Source organism: Curvibacter sp. GW821-FHT09D12 (genome assembly GCF_059416245.1).
In genome coordinates this window covers 1-21,886 of record NZ_JBWKOU010000025.1, presented here as the reverse complement: position 1 = coordinate 21,886, position 21,886 = coordinate 1, and the positions used below count along the sequence as shown (strand labels likewise).

The 21,886-nt window shown below is 67.6% G+C and carries 19 protein-coding genes and 1 pseudogene; 15 read left to right on the top strand and 5 right to left on the bottom strand.

What is annotated here, in order from left to right:
• Positions 1-6: 6 nt before the first annotated feature.
• The 3 genes from AC07PT_RS25785 to AC07PT_RS25775 are packed head-to-tail and all read right to left on the bottom strand — an operon-like array spanning position 7 to position 3,859.
• Entirely contained in the window at positions 7-1,017 is a 1,011-nt protein-coding gene (locus AC07PT_RS25785; protein ID WP_494658617.1) for a tripartite tricarboxylate transporter substrate binding protein, read from the bottom strand.
• A 38-nt stretch (positions 1,018-1,055) separates the two neighbouring features.
• Positions 1,056-2,063: a Bug family tripartite tricarboxylate transporter substrate binding protein gene (locus tag AC07PT_RS25780; protein ID WP_494658616.1), complete on the bottom strand. Its 1,008-nt coding sequence runs from the start codon at positions 2,061-2,063 to the stop codon at positions 1,056-1,058.
• Between the two features lie 32 nt (positions 2,064-2,095).
• The gene (locus AC07PT_RS25775) at positions 2,096-3,859 is read right to left on the bottom strand and encodes an acyl-CoA dehydrogenase family protein (protein WP_494658638.1); all 1,764 of its coding nucleotides are present in this window, start codon (positions 3,857-3,859) and stop codon (positions 2,096-2,098) included.
• 125 nt (positions 3,860-3,984) lie between these two features.
• On the opposite strand from AC07PT_RS25775, the gene AC07PT_RS25770 reads away from it, so the two are divergent.
• Genes AC07PT_RS25770 through AC07PT_RS25760 form a run of 3 tightly spaced genes read left to right on the top strand, consistent with a single transcriptional unit; the run spans position 3,985 to position 5,769 of the window.
• Positions 3,985-4,884: a LysR family transcriptional regulator gene (locus AC07PT_RS25770; protein WP_492346217.1), complete on the top strand. Its 900-nt coding sequence runs from the start codon at positions 3,985-3,987 to the stop codon at positions 4,882-4,884.
• Positions 4,885-4,942: 58 nt separating this feature from the next.
• A complete protein-coding gene (locus AC07PT_RS25765) occupies positions 4,943-5,347 on the top strand; it encodes a DUF6172 family protein (RefSeq protein WP_494658615.1) in 405 nt (134 codons plus the stop codon).
• The gene (locus AC07PT_RS25760; protein WP_492346219.1) at positions 5,344-5,769 is read left to right on the top strand and encodes a hypothetical protein; all 426 of its coding nucleotides are present in this window, start codon (positions 5,344-5,346) and stop codon (positions 5,767-5,769) included. The genes AC07PT_RS25765 and AC07PT_RS25760 overlap by 4 nt, the downstream gene beginning before the upstream one ends.
• A 30-nt stretch (positions 5,770-5,799) precedes the next feature.
• Here AC07PT_RS25760 and AC07PT_RS25755 read toward each other — a convergent pair whose 3' ends face one another.
• Positions 5,800-7,017, bottom strand: a complete 1,218-nt coding sequence (locus AC07PT_RS25755; protein WP_494658614.1) for a patatin-like phospholipase family protein — start codon at positions 7,015-7,017, stop codon at positions 5,800-5,802.
• Positions 7,018-7,222: 205 nt separating this feature from the next.
• Between AC07PT_RS25755 and AC07PT_RS25750 the strand changes: the two genes are divergently transcribed.
• On the top strand, positions 7,223-7,597 hold the full coding sequence (locus AC07PT_RS25750) for a response regulator (protein ID WP_492346221.1): 375 nt from the start codon (positions 7,223-7,225) through the stop codon (positions 7,595-7,597).
• Between the two features lie 3 nt (positions 7,598-7,600).
• Here the strand turns inward: AC07PT_RS25750 and AC07PT_RS25745 are convergent, their stop codons facing one another.
• Positions 7,601-8,521, bottom strand: a complete 921-nt coding sequence (locus tag AC07PT_RS25745; protein ID WP_492346657.1) for a LysR family transcriptional regulator — start codon at positions 8,519-8,521, stop codon at positions 7,601-7,603.
• A 168-nt stretch (positions 8,522-8,689) separates the two neighbouring features.
• On the opposite strand from AC07PT_RS25745, the gene AC07PT_RS25740 reads away from it, so the two are divergent.
• From AC07PT_RS25740 to AC07PT_RS25690, 11 genes and pseudogenes are all read left to right on the top strand, one after another.
• Positions 8,690-10,795, top strand: coding sequence for a 3-hydroxyacyl-CoA dehydrogenase NAD-binding domain-containing protein (locus AC07PT_RS25740; protein ID WP_492346222.1), 2,106 nt, complete (start codon positions 8,690-8,692; stop codon positions 10,793-10,795).
• Between the two features lie 22 nt (positions 10,796-10,817).
• Positions 10,818-11,999: an acetyl-CoA C-acyltransferase gene (locus tag AC07PT_RS25735; RefSeq protein WP_492346223.1), complete on the top strand. Its 1,182-nt coding sequence runs from the start codon at positions 10,818-10,820 to the stop codon at positions 11,997-11,999.
• A gap of 13 nt (positions 12,000-12,012) precedes the next feature.
• Complete coding sequence (locus AC07PT_RS25730) at positions 12,013-13,221, top strand: acyl-CoA dehydrogenase family protein (RefSeq protein WP_492346224.1); 1,209 nt, start codon at positions 12,013-12,015, stop codon at positions 13,219-13,221.
• Between the two features lie 16 nt (positions 13,222-13,237).
• Positions 13,238-14,374, top strand: a complete 1,137-nt coding sequence (locus AC07PT_RS25725) for an acyl-CoA dehydrogenase family protein (RefSeq protein ID WP_494658613.1) — start codon at positions 13,238-13,240, stop codon at positions 14,372-14,374.
• Positions 14,371-15,180, top strand: a complete 810-nt coding sequence (locus AC07PT_RS25720) for an oxepin-CoA hydrolase, alternative type (protein ID WP_494658612.1) — start codon at positions 14,371-14,373, stop codon at positions 15,178-15,180. Before AC07PT_RS25725 ends, AC07PT_RS25720 begins: the two co-directional genes overlap by 4 nt.
• A 28-nt stretch (positions 15,181-15,208) precedes the next feature.
• Positions 15,209-16,417, top strand: coding sequence for a CaiB/BaiF CoA transferase family protein (locus tag AC07PT_RS25715; protein ID WP_492346227.1), 1,209 nt, complete (start codon positions 15,209-15,211; stop codon positions 16,415-16,417).
• A gap of 80 nt (positions 16,418-16,497) precedes the next feature.
• A complete protein-coding gene (locus tag AC07PT_RS25710) occupies positions 16,498-17,520 on the top strand; it encodes a Bug family tripartite tricarboxylate transporter substrate binding protein (protein ID WP_494658611.1) in 1,023 nt (340 codons plus the stop codon).
• 120 nt (positions 17,521-17,640) lie between these two features.
• Positions 17,641-19,560: an acyl-CoA synthetase gene (locus tag AC07PT_RS25705; RefSeq protein ID WP_494658610.1), complete on the top strand. Its 1,920-nt coding sequence runs from the start codon at positions 17,641-17,643 to the stop codon at positions 19,558-19,560.
• Between the two features lie 35 nt (positions 19,561-19,595).
• Positions 19,596-20,600: a Bug family tripartite tricarboxylate transporter substrate binding protein gene (locus AC07PT_RS25700; protein WP_494658609.1), complete on the top strand. Its 1,005-nt coding sequence runs from the start codon at positions 19,596-19,598 to the stop codon at positions 20,598-20,600.
• Positions 20,601-20,628: 28 nt separating this feature from the next.
• Complete coding sequence (locus AC07PT_RS25695) at positions 20,629-21,378, top strand: electron transfer flavoprotein subunit beta/FixA family protein (protein ID WP_492346231.1); 750 nt, start codon at positions 20,629-20,631, stop codon at positions 21,376-21,378.
• A 2-nt stretch (positions 21,379-21,380) separates the two neighbouring features.
• Positions 21,381-21,886 (top strand): annotated as a pseudogene (locus AC07PT_RS25690) (electron transfer flavoprotein subunit alpha/FixB family protein); the annotation flags it as partial.

Sequence of the window (21,886 nt, the reverse complement as noted above, 5' to 3'; positions counted from 1 at the left end):
GCGCGTTCAGTCCAGTTGCCCGCGTTCGCGCAGCCGGGCCACCCGGGTCTTCTCGCGGGTCAGGGTCTGGATGGCGTAGGCCCGGTACTCGATGGGGCCCAGGTAGTTGGCCCGCTGGTTGAGTTGCGCCATCACCTTCTGGCTGGGGGCGGAGTCGAGCGCTTTCTTGAAGGCGTCATGCAGCCGCTGGGCCCGCTCGGGGGGCAGGCCGCGTGGGGCGGCCAGACCATAGGGGGAGTCGATCCAAAGAGGGATGCCGCTGTCGACCAGGGTGGGCGTCCTGGCCTCGGTGGCCAGGGGCTTTTCGGTCAGCATGACCAGGTAGCGCAGTTTGCCGGACTCGATGTGCGGCATGGCCACGCCCGACAGCGGGGCCGCATCCAGGTGGCCGCCCAGCAGGGCTGCGGTGATGTCGGCATCGCCCTTGTAGGGCACCATGTTGAGCTCGATGCCGGCGGCGGCCGCGATCTCGTCCATCACGATGCGCGGCGTGCCAATGGCGCCGGCTGCGCCCACATTGATCTTGCCAGGTCGGCGTTTCGCGTCAGCCACGAAGTCAGCCCAGGTTTTCCAGGGCGCGCCAGCGGGCACGGCCAGGCCAAAGGTGTAGTCGGACAGCAGCAACAGGTAGCTGAAGGTGGTGGCCGGGTCGTAGGGCACCTTGTTGATGAAGGGCTCGCGGTACACCGAGGCCGGCAGGATGGCCAGGGTGTAGCCGTCGGCTGCGGCGCGCACCAGGGCCGCGGCGGCATTGGTGCCGTTGGCGCCGGGGCGGTTGTCCAGCACCACCGGCTGGCCCAGGTGCTGGCCTGCCACTTCGGCCAGCGCGCGCAGGTGCTGGTCGGTGGGGCCGCCGGCGCCGTAGGGCACCAGCAGGGTGACGGGCTTGGTCGGGAAGGCGGCGGTCTGCGCCAGCGCCGGGCCGGCCGTGGCGGCGGCCAGGGTCAGGCCCAGCCACTGGCGGCGGTTGGGGGTGCCTCTTGAGGTGTGAGAGGTGTGAGAGGGGGGTGAGGTCATGGTGTTGTCTCCCTGAAATCAATGGCCAGGTGGGGCACTCAATCGAGCTGCGCCCCTGAGGCTTTCACCACCTCACGCCACAGCGCCACCTCGCTGCGGATGAACTGGCCCAATTGCTCGGGGCTGGTCTGGGTGGCGATCTCCAGGCCCTGGGCCTCCAGGGTCTGGCGCACCTCGGCCTGGTTCAGCGCCTGCACCAGGGCTGTGTTCAGGCGCTTGATGGTGTCGGGCGGGGTGCCGGCCGGCACCACGATGCCGAAGAACACGCTGACGTCGAACGGGTTCAGGCCCTGTTCCTGCAGCGTGGGCACCTCGGGCAGGCTTTTGGAGCGGGTGGCCGAGGTGACGCCGAGGATGCGCAGCTTGCCGGCCTTGATGTGGGGCAGAGCAGTCAGCACATCGGTGAAGGCCATCGAGACCTGGCCCCCCAGCAGATCGTTCAGTGCCGGGCCGGTGCCCTTGTAGGGCACGTGCTGGATGTCGGTGCCGGCACGCATGTTGAACAGCACCCCCGCCAGGTGCGAGCTGGCGCCATTGCCCGACGAGGCATAGCTCAGCTTGCCCGGGTTGGCCTTGGCGTGGGCGATCAGTTCGCTGACGTTCTTGGCCGGCAGGCCGGGGTGCACCACCAGCACATTGGGCAGGTGGCCAATGCGGATCACGGGCGCGAAGCTCTTCACCGGGTCGTAGCCCATCTTGCTGTACAGGCTCACATTGATGGCCAGCGGGCCCGAAGTACCGAACAGCAGGGTGTTGCCATTGGGCGCGGCGCGGGCCACCACCTCGGCGCCGATGTTGCCGCCTGCGCCGGGCCGGTTGTCCACCAGCACGCTTTGGCCCAGCAGGGGTTTGAGCGCGTTGGCCAGGGTGCGGGCCATGGCATCGGTGGGGCCGCCGGGCGAGAAGGGCACCACCAGGGTGACAGGCTGGTTGGCGGACGGGTTGGTGCCCTGGGCGTGGGCGGGCAGGCCGCTCAGCAGCAGGGGGGCACTGGCCAGCAGGCTCAGGCGGTGCAGGCCTTGGCGGCGATTGAGGTGTCGGGTCATGGGGCTTGTCTCCTGTTGTTTTTGAAGCGGGCTCAGGTGTCAGGCCACAGGTTGACTCGGGCCACGCCGCCGTTTGCGGGCGTAGCCTCGAACAAGGGGCTGAGGTCAAGGTCGGCCGTGGTGGCTGTCGGGCCTTGCAGCGGGTTGTGCGGCAGCAAGCGGTGCTGCAGCACCAGTTGGGCCATCAGCATGCGGCGGGCCGAGCCGCTGCGGCTGGCCTCCCAGCCCATGGCGGCGGCGGCTGTCAGGTGGTAAAGCGCCGAGGCGGCCTGACGGGTCAGGGCTTCGTGCTCGCGCTCGGTGGCGGCCAGGGCCAGGGCGCTGGCCTGGTCCACCAGGCCCAGCAGCTTGGCCTGGGCCGCGGGGTGCCATTGGCTGTCGGCCACCAGTTGCCGCACATGGGCCTGCCACACCGGCAGCGAGCCCTCGCGGCGGATGGCGCGCATCACATCCAAGGCCACGATGTTGCTGGTGCCCTCCCAGATCGAGCCCAGGTGGGCGTCGCGCACGATGCGGGGGTCGCCCCATTCTTCGATGTAGCCGCAGCCGCCGCGCACCTCCATGGCATCACCCGCGACACGGCGTGCATCGCGGCAGGCGCGGAACTTGATCAACGGGGTCAGCAGCCGGGTCAGGGCGTAGGCGCCGGGTTCGCCTGCGTCGGCGCGGCGCAGCGCGTCGGCGGTCTGGAACACCATGCTGCGGGCCTCTTCGGCGGGCAGCAGGATCTTGGCCAGCTGGCGCTGCATCAGCGGCATGTCGATCAGGTGGCGACCAAAGGCCTGGCGGTGGCGCGCGATGTGCAGGGCCTCGGCCACGGCGCGGCGCATCAGACCGGCGGCCCGCATGCCGTTGGACAGGCGCGAGTTGTTCACCATGTCGGCCATCTGTGCAAAGCCGCGGCCCAGCTCGCCCACCAGCCAGGCCTTGGCGCCCTCCAGGCGGATCTCGCCACTCGCCATCGATCGGGTGCCCAACTTGTCCTTGAGGCGGATGATGCGGTAGGCATTGGCGCTGGCGTCCGGCAGCTCGCGCGGCAGCAGGAACAGCGACACGCCCTTCATGCCGGCCGGGCCGCCCTGGTGGCGTGCCAGCACCATGGCCAGGCCCGCGTCCGGGTTGGAGCAAAACCACTTGTCACCGTGCAGCCGCCAGGCTTGCGGGTCTTCGGGGTCGGGGCGCGCTTCGGTGCTGGTGGCCGCCACGTCCGAGCCCGCGCCTTGCTCGGTCATGAACATGGCGCCCTGGGTCAGGGCGTCGAGGTCTTGCGTCACCAGGCGGTCCAGGTAGCGCTGCACCAGGGCAGGGTCACCGTACTTGCGCAGGGTGCGGGTCAGCGAGTCGGTCATCGACAGTGGGCAGCAAAGGCCGAACTCGGCTTGCACGAACAGGTAGCTCAAGGCGTATTTGGCCGCCGCCGGCATGGGCTGAGGCCAGCCCAGAACGCCCGCGCGGTGAGACATGGCGGCCAGGCCGAATTCGCTGAAGGCCAGCCGCTCCATCTCGATGTAGTCGGGGTGCTTGAGGATGCGTTCGTGATCCAGCCCGGTGCGGGTGCGCAGTTGCAGGGTGGGTGGGTTCTGGTCGGCGCTGTGGGCCAACTCGTCGAGCCGGCCACCAGCCAGGGCGCCCAGGCGCTCCAGATGCGGCTGCAGGTGGGCCACCAGATCCGGGGGCAGGTACAGGGGCAGCAACTGCTGCAGTTCGGTGTCTTCGAGGTAGGCGTTGGTGCCGGCGCGGTCTGGCACCGGGTGCTCGCCGGGCGCGGCGTGGGGGGCTTGAGAGGCCGTGCTCATCGGGGTCACGGCTTGGGGCAGGCGGGCGTTCATGGGGCGGGCTCCAGGGCAGGGGATGCGGCATTGTTCAAACCCCGGACTATTGTGTCTAATATTGAATTTCACTGATCCGATCTAAAATTTGTATGGCCATTGAAATGCGCCACCTGCGCTACTTCCTGGTGCTGGCCGATGAACTGCACTTTGGCCGTGCGGCCCGGCGTCTGCACATCGCCCAACCCCCTTTGAGCTTCAACATCAAGCAGTTGGAGCAGAGCCTGGGGGTTCAACTGCTCGAGCGCAACAGCCACGGCGTCAAGCTGACCCCGGCCGGTGAAGTGTTCCGGCAGTCGGCCGCCCGGGTGCTGGCCGAGACCGAGACCGCCGCACAGCGGGCGCGCGACGTGGCCCAGGGGGTCACGGCCCGGGTGCGCATCGGCTTTGTCGGCTCGATGCTGTTTCGCGGTCTGCCCGAGCGGCTGCACGCCTTCCAGGCCGAGCATCCCCAGGTCCAGACCGAGCTGATCGAGCTGAACTCAGCCCAGCAACTGGAGGCCATGTCCCGTGGCAGCATCGATCTGGGCTTTGTGCACACGGCCCGCGTGCCACCTGACCTGAGCCGCTCGCTGTACATGTCCGAGCCCTTTGTGGCCTGCCTGCCTGAGGCCCACCCGGCCGGTGGCCCTCAGGGCCTGGATCTGGCCGCCCTGGCCAGCGAGCCGCTGGTGCTGTTCTCGCGCGGGGCTTCGCCTGACTACTACGAGCGCGTGCTCACCCTGTCGGGGCAACTGGGCCTGCAGCCGCGCGTGCGCCACGAGGTTCGGCATTGGCTCAGCGTGGTGGCCTTGGTCGGCAAGGGCATGGGCTGGGCCCTGGTACCCCAGGCGCTGGCCGGCAGCGGTGTGGCCGGGGTGGCCTATCACCTGCTGCCGCCCTCGGACATCCGGTCGGAGGTGCATCTGGTGTGGAACGAGCGCAGCATGCCAGCGGTGCTGCCGCTGCTTTTGGGGGCCCTGCAATCCTCTGAGAACCCGCAGGTCGCATAATCGCGCCCTTGGCCAGCGCTACCCACAGGGGGCAGGCGCTGGCATCTGAAGGGCTCTTGTGAGAAAAACATACAGTTTCCAGGCTGAAGGCCGCCACCCCGACCGGGTGCTCGAATCGGTCAAGCACGACATCCGCAAATACCTCAAGCGCGAGCGTCGCCGCGACCTGCCCGAGGGGGCTGATTTCTGGGATTTCGACTGCCGCATCGGCGCCGACAAGGACAGCGCCGAAGGGGTGTTGCTGTCGGGCCTGATCGCCCAGGTCGATGCCATCGCCAAGGGCGGTGCTGCCCAGGCCTATGTCGAGGTGCTGGCCCGCGCGGCACAGCGCCCGCCCCGCCCTGAGGGCTGGGTGTCCAAGCACGAAGCGGCCTTGGCAGAAGGTTTGGCGGCTGGGCTGGACGAGCACGGCGATGATGGCGAAGATGACGCCGACGACACCGAGCAGGAGCAACAGCCATGATCCTCACCGACATTGCCATCGAACACGTCTACAAGGGCCGCAAGGTCACCGAGCCGGCCACTTTCACGGTGCACCCCTTTGCCGAGCCGGACGGTGAACATGCCGGCCTGTTCGAGGTGATGCTGAGCCTGCGCGGCTCGGGTGAAGACAAGGTGCGTTCGGGCTGGGTCACGCTGGATCAGCTGGCCGAGCTGTACGCCCGCGAGCTCATGGTCAAGCGCGGGCTGCGACTGCGCGTGCGCCCGCTGGCCGATGGCGTCTACCCCGACAGCTTTCCGGGCAAGAAGGTGCCACGCAGCTGCATTGCTGCGGGTTCGGATTTCGAGCGCCGCGTCAAGGCGGTGGATCGGGCGCACCCCGTGTCGGCCGGCCTGCGCGCCCAGATCGCGTTGTGGGACGCCCCCCCCGAAGAAGAGGCCTGATCTCTCACGCGGCCCATTCAGGCTGTGCGCTCAGACAATCGGCTGGGCCAGCCGCGCTTGGGGCCAGCCGAAAAACCGGGCCACCTCCTCGCGCCGCGCCAGCGTGTCGGCCTCGCCCAGTGCCATCAGGGCGTGGGTGTAGGGCGCCTCGAACAGCAGGTAGCTGGCCAGGGCCGAGCCCTGGGCCTGCGGGCCGGCCTTGCTGACCCCCGCTCCATGCAGCAAGGTGCGCACCGGCCCCGGCAGGGCGTCCAGGTGGCGGGCGGCGATGTCGTCCAGGCGCTGGCTGGGCGCGATCACCAGGCATTCCACCGGGCGCAGCGGCGTGCTCTCCAGGGCCTGCGCCGGCAGCAGCGACAGGGTGCGGTTGATGCGCGCCAGGCGCTCGATGTCCACCGCCATGGCGTCCAGGAAGATGCTCGACATGGCGTGCCCGGCGATCTGGGCCAAGCTGGGGTAGCGCCGGTCGGGCAGGCGCTGGGCTGCGGGTTCGTGCATGCGGCCGGCGCCGATGACCAGCATGCGCTGCGCCCCCAGGTGGATGGCCGGTGACAGCGGTGCGGTCTGGCGCATGGTGCCATCGCCATACCAGGCCGAGCGGCCTTCGCTGAACAGGCGCTGGGCCGGAAACACGAACGGAATCGCCGCCGAGGCCAGCAGGTGTTCGTGCGACAGCGCCGTGGGCACGGCCAGGCGCTGCGAGCGCACCCAGGGCTCAATGGGCTGGGTCGAGTTATAGAACGTGACGTGCTCGCCCGTGCTGTAGCTGGACGCGGTCACGGCCAGGGCCTGCACATGGCGGCGGGCCAGCATGGCGGGCAGGCGGTTCATGGGCACCACGCGCTGCAGCAGGCCGACCAGAGGGCTGTTGTCGAGCAGCGAGCGCGGCCGAAAGCGCCGCCAGCGCGCCAGTGCCCAGCCGATCGACAGCATGGTCAGCCATTGGGCCCCGTTGCGGGCCACGCCGAGCATGTCGGCGCGGTACACGTCTTCGGCATGAAAGTGCTCCCACACCTCGGTGATGCGGGCCACGGCACCGTTGAAGTCGTCGGCGTGGCAGGCCAGGGCGGCGCTGTTGATGGCACCGGCCGAGGTGCCGACGATGATGCCGAAGGGGTTGACCCGGCTGTCCGCCTCGCCCACGGCCTCGCGGCGCAGGGCGGCCAGGGTCTTGAGCACGCCCACCTGGTAGGCAGCACGCGCGCCACCTCCGCTGAGCACAAGGGCCGTTCGGCTGGGGTCGATCATTCGGTGTGTTTTTCGGGGGCAGGCACCCCATTGGCACCTCTCGACCTGCAGAATAGCCCAGTTATCTGGCTGTGAGGAGGGTGGCAGCCCTGCCTCGGGACTTGCCCTGTATTGCGGGTCGCGCGCGGGAGCTGGCGGCCAAGCGGCCTTAAAATCCCGCAGCCCGATTCAGTTCGGTCCCAGACATTCAACCGGAAGCCCGAGCATGAGCCTCAGCAAAGTGGTGCTGATCATTGATGACAACGAAGACATCCGACGCCTGCTGCGCATGACGCTCGAGTTCGAGGATTTCGACGTGGTCGAAGCCAGCCATGGAGCCGAGGGTCTGGAGATGGCCCACCTGCGTCGCCCCGACATGATCATCTGCGACGTGATGATGCCCGGCATGTCAGGGCACGAGGTCTGCCAGGCCGTGACCATGGACCCGGAGCTCACCGGCATCCCGGTGCTGATGCTGTCGGCCCTCGACAAAAAGGTGGATGTGGACCAGGCCCGTGATGCCGGGGCCCGCGGCTACCTGACCAAGCCCTTCTCTCCGACTGAACTGATGCACGCCGTGCGCCACCTGGTCGGTGCCTGAGCTTCAGAGCCCGCCCACCGCTTCTTGCGGGCTGTGGCCCGGCATGGCCTTGCCCAGGATGAAATCGATGCAGGTGCGCACTGCCCGCGTCTGGTGCCGGTTGGGCATGTACAGCAGGTACATGCCGGTGCCGAAGATGCTCAGTCGGTATTCGTCGAACAGGGTCTGCACCTCGCCACTGTCCACCGCGTCCTGCACCACGTAATCGGGCACCAGGCCCACCCCCAGCCCGGCCAGGATGGCGTCGCGCAGGAATGGAAAATGCTCGGAAATCAGCGTTGGCTCCAGCGTGACCTCTTCGCGTACCCCCTCCAGATAGGCCCGCAGGCGCAATTGCCGGCCGACCACCCCTGAGGTGATCAATGGGGCGGTGCGCAACTGCTCCAGCGAAAGCGGCCGGTCGTGTGCCTGCAGCCAACTGCGGGAAGCGCAGGCCAGGTAGCGCACCGGGCCCAGGTCGCGGGCCACCAACTGAGGGGGGGGCTCGGGCATGACGCGGATGGCGATGTCCACGCCGTCGCGCACCAGGTCGTCCACCCGGTTCTCAAACATCACGTCCAGCACGATGCCGGGGTACAGGCGCTTGAATTCGATCAGCCAGGGCGACATCACCATCTGCCCGTAGCCGCTGGGCACGCTCAGGCCCACGCGGCCCTGCAGACCCTGACCCAGGGTGTTGATGGTTTCGCGAGCGGCCAGCAATTCGTTGACGATGCTGCGACCATGCTCGTACAGCCGCATGCCCACTTCGGTGGGCTCCACCCGGCGCGTGGTGCGCCGAACCAGTTGCACCCCCACCGATTTTTCCAGCTGACTCAGGTGGTAGCTCACATTGGCGCGGCTCATCTTGAGCTTGCGCGCCGCCTGGCTGAGGTTGCCTGAGTCAATGATCTCGACCAGCAGGGTGAGGGAGCCAAGGTCCAGGCTGTGCATCGGATGAGTGGTTGTCAAAAATGGTTTGACAGTCTGTCAATGGTTCATGGGATTGTCAAGAATGACTGTCGCCACAACAATCGCTGGCTGTGGCGAATTCAACTGCTTGAGTTCTGCCAGCCGTCTGCTTGCCATTCATTGCCTCCGGAGACAAAAACCATGACCGAAGCCGTCAAGACCACCCGCAGCGGCGCTGTGCTGGTGGCCACTGTGGACAACCCCCCCGTCAACGCCCTGGGCGTGGCGGTGCGTGCCGGCCTCAAGGCCGCCATCGAGGCCGCCGAAGCCGATCCCGCCGTGCAGGCCGTGCTGATCGTGGGGGCGGGCCGTGCCTTCATCGCCGGCGCCGACATCCGCGAGTTCGGCAAGCCGCCGCAGGCGCCTTCGCTGCCCGAGGTGTGCCGCACCATCGAGCTGTGCAGCAAGCCGGTGGTGGCCGCCATCCACGGCCCGGCCCTGGGGGGCGGGCTCGAAATCGCCCTGTCCGCGCACTACCGCGTGGCCATGCCCGGCAGCAAGCTCGGCCTGCCCGAGGTTCAGTTGGGCCTGATCCCCGGTTCGGGGGGCACCCAGCGTGCGCCGCGCCTGGCCGGTGTCCAGGCCTCGGTCGAGCTGATGCTCAGCGGGCGCCACATCGGCGCCGATGAGGCCGTCAAGCTGGGCCTGGTCGACCGCGTGGGCACGGCGGCCGATGCCCTGGCCGAAGGCATGGCCTACGCCAGCGAACTGCTGGCCCGCCAGGCCCCCGTGCGCCGCAGCTGCGACGCACCGGCCCTGGCCGACAAGGCCACCGCCCAGGCCCAGCTCGACGCCTTGAAAGCCGACACCGCCAAAAAGAGCAAGGGCCTGTTCTCCCCCCTCAAGATCATCGAAGCCGTGCAGGGCGCCCTCGACCTGCCCTTTGACGAAGGCATGAAGCACGAGCGAGAGCTGTTCCTGCAGTGCATTGACAGCCCGCAACGTGCGGGCCTGATCCATGCCTTTTTCGCCGAGCGCGAAGTGGTCAAAGTGCCCGAGGCCAAGGCCGCCCAGCCGCGCCCCTTCAACACCATCGGGGTGGTGGGGGGCGGCACCATGGGTGCGGGCATTGCGGTGTCGGTGCTCGATGCCGGCCTGCCGGTCACCATGGTCGAACGCGATGCCGAATCGATTGCGCGTGGCCGTGCCAATGTCGAGAAGGTGTACGACGGCCTGATCGCCAAGGGCCGCATGAGCCCTGACGCCAAGGCCGCGGTGATGGCGCGCTTCACAGGCAGCACCACCTACGACGCGCTGGCCCAGGTCGACCTGGTGATCGAGGCCGTGTTCGAGGAGATGGGTGTCAAGAAGGCTGTGTTTGCCGAGTTGGATCGTGTCTGCAAACCTGGCGCCGTGCTGGCCACCAACACCTCCTACCTCGACATCGACGAGATCGCCGGCAGCGTCAGCCGCCCGCAGGACGTGGTGGGTCTGCACTTCTTCTCGCCGGCCAACATCATGAAGCTGCTTGAGATCGTGGTGCCGGCCCGGGTCAGTGCCGATGTGGTGTCCACCGCCTTCGCGCTGGCGCAAAAACTCAAGAAGGTGCCGGTGCGCGCCGGCGTGTGCGACGGCTTCATCGGGAACCGCATCCTGGCGGTGTACCGCACGGCGGCCGATCACATGATGGAAGACGGGGCATCGCCCTACCAGATCGACCAGGCCGTGCGCGATTTCGGCTACCCGATGGGTCCGTTCCAGGTGTCTGATCTGGCCGGTGGCGACATCGGCTGGGCCACGCGCAAACGCCGCGCCGCCACCCGCGACCCGAAGGCCCGCTACGTGCAGATTGCCGACCGCATCTGCGAGCGTGGCTGGTTCGGCCAGAAGACTGCGCGGGGCTACTACCTGTACCCCAATGGGGCCCGCGTGGGCAGCCCCGACCCCGAGGTGCTGGCCATTGTGGACGCCGAGCGCGCGCGCGCCGGCATCACGCCGCGCGCCTTCAATAACGAAGAAATCATGCGCCGCTACATGGCCGCCATGGTCAACGAAGGGGCCAACGTGGTGCATCAGGGCATCGCGCTGCGCCCGCTCGATGTGGACGTGACCTTTGTCTACGGCTACGGCTTTCCGCGCTTCCGCGGCGGCCCCATGAAGTACGCCGACATGGTGGGCCTGCCGCAGATCCTGGCGGACATCGAATCGTTCGCCAAGGAAGACCCGCTGTTCTGGAAACCCTCGCCCCTGCTGGTGGAGCTGGTTGCCAAGGGCGCCAACTTCGACTCGCTCAACAAGTCCGAATAAACCTTTTCAAAAGAGACACACCATGCGCCAAGCCGTCATTGTTTCCACCGCCCGCACCCCGCTCACCAAGTCGCACCGCGGCGAGTTCAACATCACCCCCGGCCCCACGCTGGCCGCCTTCGCCGTCAAGGCCGCCGTGGAGCGCTCGGGCATCGACCCAGCCCTGATCGAAGACGCCATCCTGGGCTGCGGCTACCCTGAGGGCATCACCGGTCGCAACATCGGCCGGCAGGCCGTCATTCGCGCGGGCCTGCCCTTGTCCATCGGCGGCACCACCGTCAACCGTTTCTGTGCTTCGGGCCTGCAAGCCATCGCCATGGCGGCGGGTCGCATCGTGACCGAAGGCGTGCCGGCGATGATCGCGGGTGGCGTGGAAAGCATCTCGGGCATCAAGAGCCGCGACGATGCCCAGCTCACACTCGACCCCTGGATCGTCGAGCACAAGCCCGAGCTCTACCTGTCGATGATCGAGACCGCCGACATCGTGGCCCAGCGCTACGGCATCAGCCGCGAGGCGCAGGACCGCTTCTCGGCCGAAAGCCAGCGCAAGACCGAAGAGGCCCAACTGGCCGGCCGCTACGCTGAAGAGATCGTGCCTTGCACCACCACCATGGCCGTGGTCAACAAAGAGACCAAGGAAGTCACGAAGCAAGAGGTGACCGCCACCGCTGACAACTGCAACCGCCGTGGCACCACCTACGAGGCCCTGGCCAAGCTGGCGCCGGTCAATGGCCCCGACAAGTTCGTCACCGCGGGCAACGCCTCGCAGCTGTCCGATGGCGCTTCGGCCTGCGTGCTGATGGAAGCCGCCGAGGCCGAGCGCCTGGGCCTGCAGCCCCTGGGGGCTTTCCGAGGCCTGGCCATTGCCGGCTGTGAGCCCGACGAGATGGGCATCGGCCCCGTGTTTGCCGTGCCCAAGCTGCTGGCCCGCCATGGCCTCAAGGTCGAAGACATCGACCTGTGGGAGCTCAACGAAGCCTTTGCCTCGCAATCCATCTACTGCCAGCAGAAGCTCGGCATCCCGGACGAGCGACTCAACGTCAACGGTGGCGCCATTTCCATCGGCCACCCCTTCGGCATGACCGGTGCCCGCCTGACCGGCCACGTGCTGCTGGAAGGTCGTCGCCGCAAGGCCAAGTGGGCCGTGGTCACCATGTGCATCGCCGGTGGCATGGGTGCCGCCGGCCTGTTCGAAATCTTCTGATCCCGGAGCCCCCATGGACCTGAATTTCACCCCTGAAGAAGAAGCCTTCCGTGCCGAGGTGCAGGGCTTTCTGAACGACAAGCTGCCGGCGCGCCTGCGCGACAAGGTCAAGGCCGGCCTGCGCCTGACCCGGGCTGACTCGGTGGAGTGGCACACCCTGCTCAATGAGCGTGGCTGGCTGGCCAATCACTGGCCCACGCAGTATGGCGGCCCAGGCTGGAGCGCCGTTCAGAAGTTCATCTTCGAGCACGAATGTGCCGTGGGCGGTGCGCCGCGCATCGTGCCCTTCGGCGTCAACATGCTGGGCCCGGTGCTGATCAAGTACGGCAGCGAGGCCCAGAAGCAGTACTGGCTGCCGCGCATCCTGAACGGTGACGATTGGTGGTGCCAGGGCTATTCGGAGCCCGGCTCGGGTTCGGATCTGGCCTCGGTCAAGACCACGGCGGTGCGAGCCAAGGACGAAACGGGCGATCACTACATCGTCAACGGCCAGAAGACCTGGACCACGCTCGGCCACCACGCCAACATGATCTTCTGCCTGGTGCGCACCGACCGCGACGCCAAGCAGCAGTCGGGCATCAGCTTCCTGCTGGTCGACATGAACAGCCCCGGTGTGGAGGTGCGCCCCATCATCACGCTGGACGGCGAGCACGAGGTCAATGAAGTCTTCTTCACCGACGTCAAGGTGCCGGTCGCCAACCTGGTGGGCGAGGAGAACAAGGGCTGGACCTACGCCAAGTACCTGCTGACCTACGAGCGCACCAACATCGCCGGCGTGGGCTTCAGTGTGGCGGCACTCGAGCGCCTCAAGCGCATTGCGGCCAAGGTGCAGCGCCAGGGTCGTCCGCTGATCGAAGACCCGTCCTTTGCCACCCGCCTGGCCAAGGTCGAGATCGATCTCGAGAACATGAAGACCACCAACCTGCGCGTGATCGCTGCCGTGGCTGGTGGCGGTGTGCCAGGGGCCGAGAGCTCGATGTTGAAGATCCGTGGCACCGAGATCCGCCAGGAGCTGACCTCGCTCACCCGCCGGGCCATGGGCCCCTACGCCTTGCCCTTCATCGAAGAGGCCATGTACGAAGGCTATGCCGACGAGCCCGTGGGCCCGGCCGAGGCGGCCCAGGCGGCCGCCATCTACTTCAACAACCGCAAGCTGTCGATCTTCGGCGGCTCCAACGAGATCCAGAAGAACATCATCTCCAAGATGATCCTGGGCCTGTGAAGCGAGGGACACCGCGATGAACTTTGAACACACCGAAGACCGCCGCATGCTGGCGGACACCCTGAACCGCTTCATCACCGAGCAGTACCCCTTCGAGGTGCGCAATCAGGTGGCGGCCAGCGAGCAGGGCCTGAGCACCTCCGTCTGGCAGCAACTGGCCGAGATCGGCGCCCTGGGCGCGCTCTTTCCTGAATCCGTGGGCGGCTTTGGCGGCGCCGGCTTTGACGTCAGCGTGGTGTTCGAGAGCCTGGGCCGCGGCCTGGTGGTCGAACCCTTTCTGGGCACCCTGATCGTGGGCCGCGCCCTGGCTGCGGCCGGCAGCCCGGCCCAGCAGGCGGCGCTGGCCGGCCTGATCGATGGCAGCACCGTGGCTGCGCTGGCCCATGATGAGCCGGGCAACCACTATGAACTGTCGCGCGTCGCCACGCGTGCCACGGCCACGGACACCGGTTGGCAGTTGGACGGCGCCAAGGCGGTCGTGCTGCAGGCTCAGGCGGCGCAGTTGCTGCTGATCAGCGCCCGGGTGTCGGGCGATATCGAGTCCGAAGACGGTATCTCGCTGTTCCTGGTGCCGGCCGACGCGGCTGGCGTGCAGCTGCGCGGCTATGGCCGCATTGATGGCGGGCGGGCCGCCGAGCTGACCTTGCAAGGGGTGCAAGTGGGCGCCGACGCCTTGCTGGGTGCCGCAGGGCAGGGCTTTGCCACGCTCGAGCTGGCCATCGGCTGGGGCCTGCTGGCCTTGTGCGCCGAGGCCGTGGGGGCTATGGACGTGGCCAAGCAGTACACGCTGGAGTACCTGCAGACGCGTAAGCAGTTCGGCGTGCCGATCGGCAGCTTTCAGGCGCTGCAACACCGCATGGCCGATGTGCTGCTGGAGATCGAGCAGGCCCGCTCGGCCGTGATCAACGCTGCCGCAGCCATGGAGGCAGATCGCGTGACGCGCGAGCGCGCGCTGTCGGCGGCCAAGTTCAGCATCGGGCGCATTGGTGCCCGGGTGGCCGAAGAGGCTGTGCAAATGCACGGCGGCATCGGCATGACCTGGGAACTGCCCCTGGCCCACTATGCCAAGCGCCTGGTCATGATCGACCATCAATTGGGCGACGAGGACCACCACCTGCAGCGCTACATCGCGCTGGGCCGGAGCGTGGCATGAGCGCCGCCACCGGTCCCATCCTGCTGCAGCAGCGCGAGGGCGCTGTGCTGGTGCTCACGCACAACAACCTGGCGGTGCGCAACGCGCTGTCGCCCGAGTTCTATGCCGCCCTCACCGCGGCGCTCCAGCAGGCGGCCGCCGATGATTCGGTGGGCGCCGTGGTGCTGACGGGCGCTGGCGGCATGTTCTGCTCGGGCGGCGATCTGCGCCAACTGATCAAGCGCCGCGAGTTGCCCGAGGCCGAGCGCCGGCAGCGCCTGGAGGGGCTGCATGACCTGATCCGCACCCTGCGCGACTGCCCCAAGCCCGTGGTCGCCGCGGTCGAAGGCGCAGCCGCCGGCGCGGGCCTGTCCATCGCCCTGGCCTGCGATCTGCTGGTCAGCGCGCGCGACGCCATCTACTCGGTGGCCTATGTCAAGGTGGGTCTCACGCCGGATGGCGGCGCCACCGCCTTCCTGGCCGAGTTCGTGTCGCGCCAGGTGCTGACCGAGCTGTGCCTGACCGGCGAGCGCATCACGGGTGAGCGCCTGCACGCCCTGGGTGCGGTCAACCGCCTGACCGACGCGGGTGATGCGCTGGCCCAGGCCGTGCACCTGGCCCGTCAGGTGGCAGACGGCCCCCTGCAGGCCAATGCCGCGATCAAGGCGCTTTGCCGCTCCGCCCCCCAGGCCACGCTGGAGCAGCAGCTCGATTTGGAGGCCCAGCACATGGTGCGGGCCCAGGGTGGCGCAGAATCGCTGGAGGGCATCGGTGCCTTTCTCGACAAGCGCAAACCCGACTTCGTGAAACTGCGCCAGCCCGGCTGACCTCAACGATTTGACGGAGACAAGACCCATGACCGCTTCCCCCTCTGGACTGCCGCTGGCCGGCGTCCGTGTGCTCGATCTTTCCCGCGTGCTGGCCGGCCCCTGGTGCGGCATGGTGCTGGGTGATTTCGGCGCCGAGGTGATCAAGGTCGAGCACCCCAAGCGGGGCGATGACACCCGCGACTGGGGCCTGCGCATTGGCGAGACCGAGACAGCCTATTTCAACAGCGTGAACCGCAACAAGCGCTCGGTCACGGTCGACCTCAAGACCCCCGAAGGCCAGCAGATCGTGCGCGATCTGGCCTTGCAATGCGATGTGGTGATCCAGAACTTCAAGTACGGCGATGTTGAGACCATGGGCCTGGGCTATGAGCAGCTCAAGGCCCTCAAGCCCGATCTCATCTACTGCTCGGTATCAGGCTATGACCGCACCGGCCCCGAGGCGGCCCGTCCCGGCTACGACCTGCTCGTGCAGGGCGAGGCCGGCCTGATGGCCCTGAACGGCGAGGCCACCCAGCCGCCGCTGAAGTTCGGCGTGGCCGTGGTTGACATGTTCACGGGCATGTACTCGGCCCAGGCCGTGCTGGCGGCCCTGTTCGAGCGCCAGCGCACGGGGCAGGGCCGGCACATCGAGATGGCCTTGTTCGACAGCGGCCTGATGATCACCGCCTACTACGGGCTGGAGGCCCTGCTGCAGCAGAAAGACCCGCCGCGCTTTGGCAATGCCCATCCCTCGATCGTGCCCTATGGTGTGTTCGACGCAGCCGACGGCCCGCTGGTGATCGCCGTCGGCAACAACGCGCAGTTTGAGCGCTTTGCCCGCGACGTGATTGACCGCCCCGACATCGCCAGCGACGAGCGCTTCAAGACCAACCTGGGCCGTGGTTCCAACCGCGACGAGTTGGTACCCCAGCTCCTGGCCGAGCTGAAGGCCCGTCCGCGCAAGCTGCTGCTGGAGCGCCTGGCTGCGGTGGGCATTCCCTGCGGCGAGGTGCTGGGCCTGCACGAGGCCCTGACCTCCGAGCGCGCGGTGCGTGGCGGCCTGGTGACCGAGCAGCCCCACCCCGTGGTGGGCAGCATGGCGGTGCTGGCGCCCCCGTACCGGCTGGATGGTGAACGCCTGCCGGTGCGTCGCCCCCCGCCCGTGCTGGGCGAGGGCACGCAGGACGTGCTGAGCGAGCTGCTGGGGCTGGATGCAGCCCGCGTGGCCGATCTCAAGGCCCGCGGCGTGCTTTGAGCCCTGCGCCGGTCCATTTCTGATTGCAACAAAGGCGGGCGGGGCCCATGGGGCCCCAGCCTGTCGACGGAGACTGTTTGATGAGCAAAATTTCTGCTGGCGCTTCGGGCGCGGGCCTGACCCTGGGCCGTCGTTGGGCACTGGGCCTGTTGAGCGGGCTGCTAGCCGCCCATACCCTGGGGGCTGTGGCCCTGGCGCAAAGCTTTCCGAGCCGCCCGATCAAGCTGATCGTGCCCTTCCCCCCCGGCGGGCCCACCGACACCGCTTCGCGCATCGTCGGTCAGCGCCTGGCCGAGCGCCTGAAGCAGCCTGTGGTGGTCGAGAACCGCGCCGGCGCGTCGGGCTCGATTGCCGCTGCGGCCGTGGCCAAGAGCCCCGCGGACGGCTACACCCTGATGATGCTGGCCACCCCCACGTTGCTGGCGCCGCACCTCTACAAGAAGGCCGGCTACGACATCGTGAAGGATTTCAGCCCCGTGGCCACCGTGTACGACCTGCCCATCGTGATGGTGGTCAACCCCACGGTGCTGCCCGATGTGAGCACCTTGGCGCAACTGATCGCCAAGGCCAAGGCCCAACCGGGTCAGATCAACTACACCAGCTCGGGCGCCGGCAGCTTCGGCCACCTGAGCATGGAACTGCTCAAGCAGCTTGGCGGTTTCGACATGCAGCATGTGCCTTACAAGGGCGGCGTGCCGGCCATCACCGACTTGCTGGGCGGCCAGGTGCCGATGATGTATGCCGACTTGGTGGCGGCCTTGCCGCACATCCGATCGGGCAAGCTGCGCGCCATCGCGGTGGGGTCGCCTCAGCGTGTGAGCATGCTGCCCGATGTGAAGACCGTGGCCGAGCAGGGCATCAGCGGCTTTGACGCGGTGTCCTGGGGTGGGCTGATGGCCCCGGGCGGCACCCCCAAAGAGGTGGTGAACCGCCTGGCCGACGAGGTCAAGGCCATCCTGGCCGAGAAGGACACCCAGGACAAGCTGCTGCAGGCTGGCACGTTTGCCCGCTTCCAGGCTCCGGACCAGATGGCGCAGCGGGTCCAGCAGGACGACACCAAATGGGGCAAGGTGATTCGGGACAAAGGCATCGCCCTCGAATGAGCCTGGCAGCACCCCGTTGTGAACGGGGTCTCGCAGACGACTGACGGTTGACGCGTCCGGCCGTAACTTGCCGGGTGCGGTCTTGCTGCTCCCCCTGTCACCCTCTTTTCGCCCGTTCCCATGCCCCTGATCCATCCGCCTTTCTCCCAAGCCCATCCGGTCCAAAGCCGGGCCGACATCCTGCGCATCGAGCAGGCCCGTCCGCTGGCCGAGGCGCTGCCCGTGCGCAGCACCTACGAGATTTTCTGCAACTCGGCGGCGGCCTTTGGCGACAAGACCGCCCTGACCTTTCTGCGCACCGCTGACCCAGCGGACCCCAGCCAGCCCCCGATCCGCTGGAGCTACCGCCAATTGCTGGCCGGCATCCACCAGACAGCCAACGCCCTGCACAGCCTGGGCCTGCAGCCCGCCGATGCGGTGGCCGTGCTGCTGCCCGGTTGCCTGGAGTACCACCTGGCCCTGTGGGGCGGTGGTGCGGCAGGCATCGTCCAGCCCCTGAACCCGCTGCTCAGCGACGACAAGCTGGTCTCTCTGCTGCAGGCCTCCCAGGCCCGCGTGCTGATCGCCTATGGGGTCGATGGCGACTCGGGCTACTGGACCAAGGCCCAGCACCTGCTGGCCCGATTGCCTGGCCTGCAGACCGTGCTGCGGGTGCCACCGCATGACGAATCGCAGACCCCTGATCTGCCGGCCGGTGTGCAGTGCTTCCGGCGCTGCATCGAGGCGCAGCCCGAGGACCGCCTGGTGAGCGGACGCGAGATCGAGCCTGGCGACATCGCCGCCTACTTTCACACCGGGGGCACCACCGGTGCCCCCAAGCTCGCCCGTCACAGCCATGGCGCCCAGGTGTTCTCGGCCTGGGCCAGCATCCAGGTCCAGGGCATGGGGCCCTCCGACGTGACGATCAACGGCTATCCGCTGTTCCATGTCGCCGGCGTGTTGGCCGGTGCGCTCACCGCCTGCTCGGCCGGCGCTGAAACCATCATTCCCACCACCACCCTGATGCGCAACAAGGCGGTGATCCAGAACTACTGGAAGCTGGTCGAGGCCTACCGCACCACGGTGCTGTCGGCCGTGCCGACCGTGCTGGCCGCCTTGGCCAACGTGCCGCTCGCGGGGGCCGACATCTCCTCGCTGCGCTACGGTCGCACCGGGGCGGCACCCCTGCCGCCCGAGCTGGCCGCGCGATTCGTGCAGCTGTTCGGCATCCAGATCCATGAGTCGCTGGGCATGACTGAAATGGCGGGCATTTCCACCATCACCCCGCCCGGGGTGGTGGGGCCTGCCGGCTGTGTCGGCTTCGCGCTGCCCTTTGTTCAGATGCGCATCGTGCGCCTGGATGCCCAGGGCAATGCCAGCGACGAAGAGATGCCGGTCGGGCAAGCGGGCATGATCCTGTTCAAGTCGCCCAACCTGTTCTCGGGCTTTCTGGACCCGTCCGACACCGCCAAGGCCTTCACCCCCGATGGCTGGCTGGCCACCGGCGATGTCGGTTTTGTGGACGAGCTGGGGCGTCTGCACATCTCGGGGCGCTCCAAAGACCTGATCATCCGCGGCGGCCACAACATCGATCCCAAGGTGATCGAGGATGCGGTCGCAGCCCACCCAGCCGTGCAGCTCAGTGCCGCCGTGGGGGCCCCCGATGCCTATGCCGGCGAATTGCCGGTGGTGTACGTCACGCTGGTGCCCGGCCAGAGCGTCACCGAGCAGGAGCTGCTGGCCTTTGCCGCAGGCCGCGTGGACGAAGCCCCGGCCCGGCCCCGCCACATCACGGTGCTGGAGCACATGCCCATGACCAATGTGGGCAAGATCTTCAAGCCCGACCTGCGGGCGCTGGCGACCCGCAGCGTGATCGAGGACCTGGCGCGCCAATGCGCGACCGAGGCCGGCCTGGCCCAGGCGCCCGCGCTGCGCATCGAGCCCTCGGCCGATGGCTGGCGGGTGGCCTCTGCGGATGGCGCGGCCCCGGAGGCCTGGGCCCTGGCCCTGGCCGCCTCGCTGGAGCGCCTGCCCGTCAAAGTGCGCTGGCACGCCGCCTGAAGCCTTCGCCGCAAGAATTCAAAAAAGGAGACACCATGAAAGACGTGAACCACACCACCCGCCGCCACTGGCTGGCGCAGGCCGGCGCCGCCGGATGGCTGTTGGCCGGGGCCATGCCCGTGCGCGCCGCCGAACCCTGGCCGACCAAGCCGGTCAAGATCATTGTTCCCTTCAACGCCGGCGGGGCCACCGACACGGTGGCCCGCGTGATTGGTGAGAAGCTGTCGCAACGCCTGGGCCAACCTGTGCTGATCGACAACCGCGGCGGTGCCGCGGGCATCCTGGGCACCGATGCGGTGGCCAAGGCGGCGCCGGATGGCTACACCCTGGTGCTGTCGCTGAGCACCTCGCTGCTGATCAATCAGTTCCTGTACACCAAGATGCCCTACAACGCCCAGCGGGACCTGGCCCTGGTGTCCCTGATCGCCAATGCGCCCACGGTGCTGGTGGTCAATGCGGGCCTGCCGGTGGGCAACGGTGCCGAGCTGATGGCCTACATGGCCAAGAACAAGGGCAAGCTGTCCTACGGTTCCTGGGGGGTGGGGTCTCAGGCCCACCTGGCCGGGGCCTACATGAGCCAGACCCAGGACGCCGACATGTCGCATGTGGCCTACAAGGGTGAGGCCCCGATGCTGCAGGATTTGATTGGCGGGCAGATTCAATTGGCTTTTGCCAGTGCCCTGGGCGCCAAACCCCACATTGAAACGGGTAAGCTCAAGGCCATCGGCGTCACAGGAGAGCAGCGCATGACCGTGCTGCCCAACGTGCCCACACTCCCGGAACAGGGACTCAAGGACGAGGTGTACCGCACCTCGGGCTGGGTGGGCATGGCAGCACCGGCCAAAACCCCGGTGGACATCGTGCAAAAGATTTCGGCCGAGGTGCGCGCAGTCTGCGCGCTACCCGACGTGAAGGAGCGCATAGCGTCCATGGGTTTCATGGCGGTAGGCAACACCCCTGAACAATTCGGTACATTCTACAAACGCGAATTTCCCGTCTGGGAGCGTCTGGTCAAGCAGTCTGGCGCCCAGCTCGACTGAACACAGCATTCATTGAAGAGGAAGCAACATGAAGATTCTCGTCCCCGTCAAACGCGTGGTGGACTACAACGTGAAGGTCCGGGTGAAGTCGGACAACACGGGTGTGGACATTGCCAACGTGAAGATGAGCATGAACCCCTTTGACGAGATTGCCGTCGAAGAAGCGGTGCGCCTGAAGGAAAAAGGCGTGGCCACCGAGGTGATCGCGGTGAGCTGCGGCGTGGCCCAGTGCCAGGAGACCCTGCGCACGGCCATGGCCATCGGTGCCGACCGGGCCATCCTGGTCGAGACCGATGCAGAACTGCAGCCCCTGGCCGTGGCCAAGCTCTTGAACGCCCTGGTGGCCAAAGAGCAGCCTGGCCTGATCATCCTGGGCAAGCAGGCCATTGACGACGACGCCAACCAGACCGGCCAGATGCTGGCGGCTTTGGCCGACCTGCCCCAGGCCACCTTCGCCAGCAAGGTCGAAGTGGCGGGCGACAAGGTCAACGTCACGCGTGAAATCGACGGCGGCCTGGAAACCCTGAGCCTGTCGATCCCGGCCGTGATCACCACCGACCTGCGCCTGAACGAGCCGCGCTATGTGACGCTGCCCAACATCATGAAGGCCAAGAAGAAGCCGCTGGAGACCGTCAAGCCCGAAGACCTGGGTGTGGACGTGAGCCCGCGCCTGAAGACCCTGAAGGTCAGCGAGCCGCCCAAGCGAGGTGCGGGCGTGAAGGTGGCCGACGTGGCCGCCCTGGTGAACAAACTGAAAACTGAAGCCAAGGTGATCTGAACATGACCGCACTCGTAATTGCAGAACACGACAACGCGACCATCAAAGGCGCCACCCTGAACACCGTGACCGCAGCCATCCAGGCTGGTGGCGACGTGCACGTGCTGGTGGCGGGCCACAACGCAGGCGCTGCCGCTGCAGCTGCTGCCCAGATCGCCGGTGTCAGCAAAGTCATCCACGCCGACAGCGAAGCCCTGGCCCACGGCCTGGCCGAGAACGTGGCCGCCCAAGTGCTGGCCATGGCAGCCAACTACAGCCACATCCTGTTCCCTGCCACCGCCGGTGGCAAGAACGCGGCCCCGCGCGTGGCGGCCAAGCTCGACGTGGCGCAGATCAGCGAAATCAGCAAGGTCATCAGCGCCGACACCTTCGAGCGCCCGATCTACGCGGGCAACGCGATTGCCACCGTGCAAAGCGCGGACGCCACCAAGGTCATCACCGTGCGCACCACGGGCTTTGACGCGGCGGCGGCCACGGGCGGCAGCGCCGCGGTGGAAACCATCGCAGC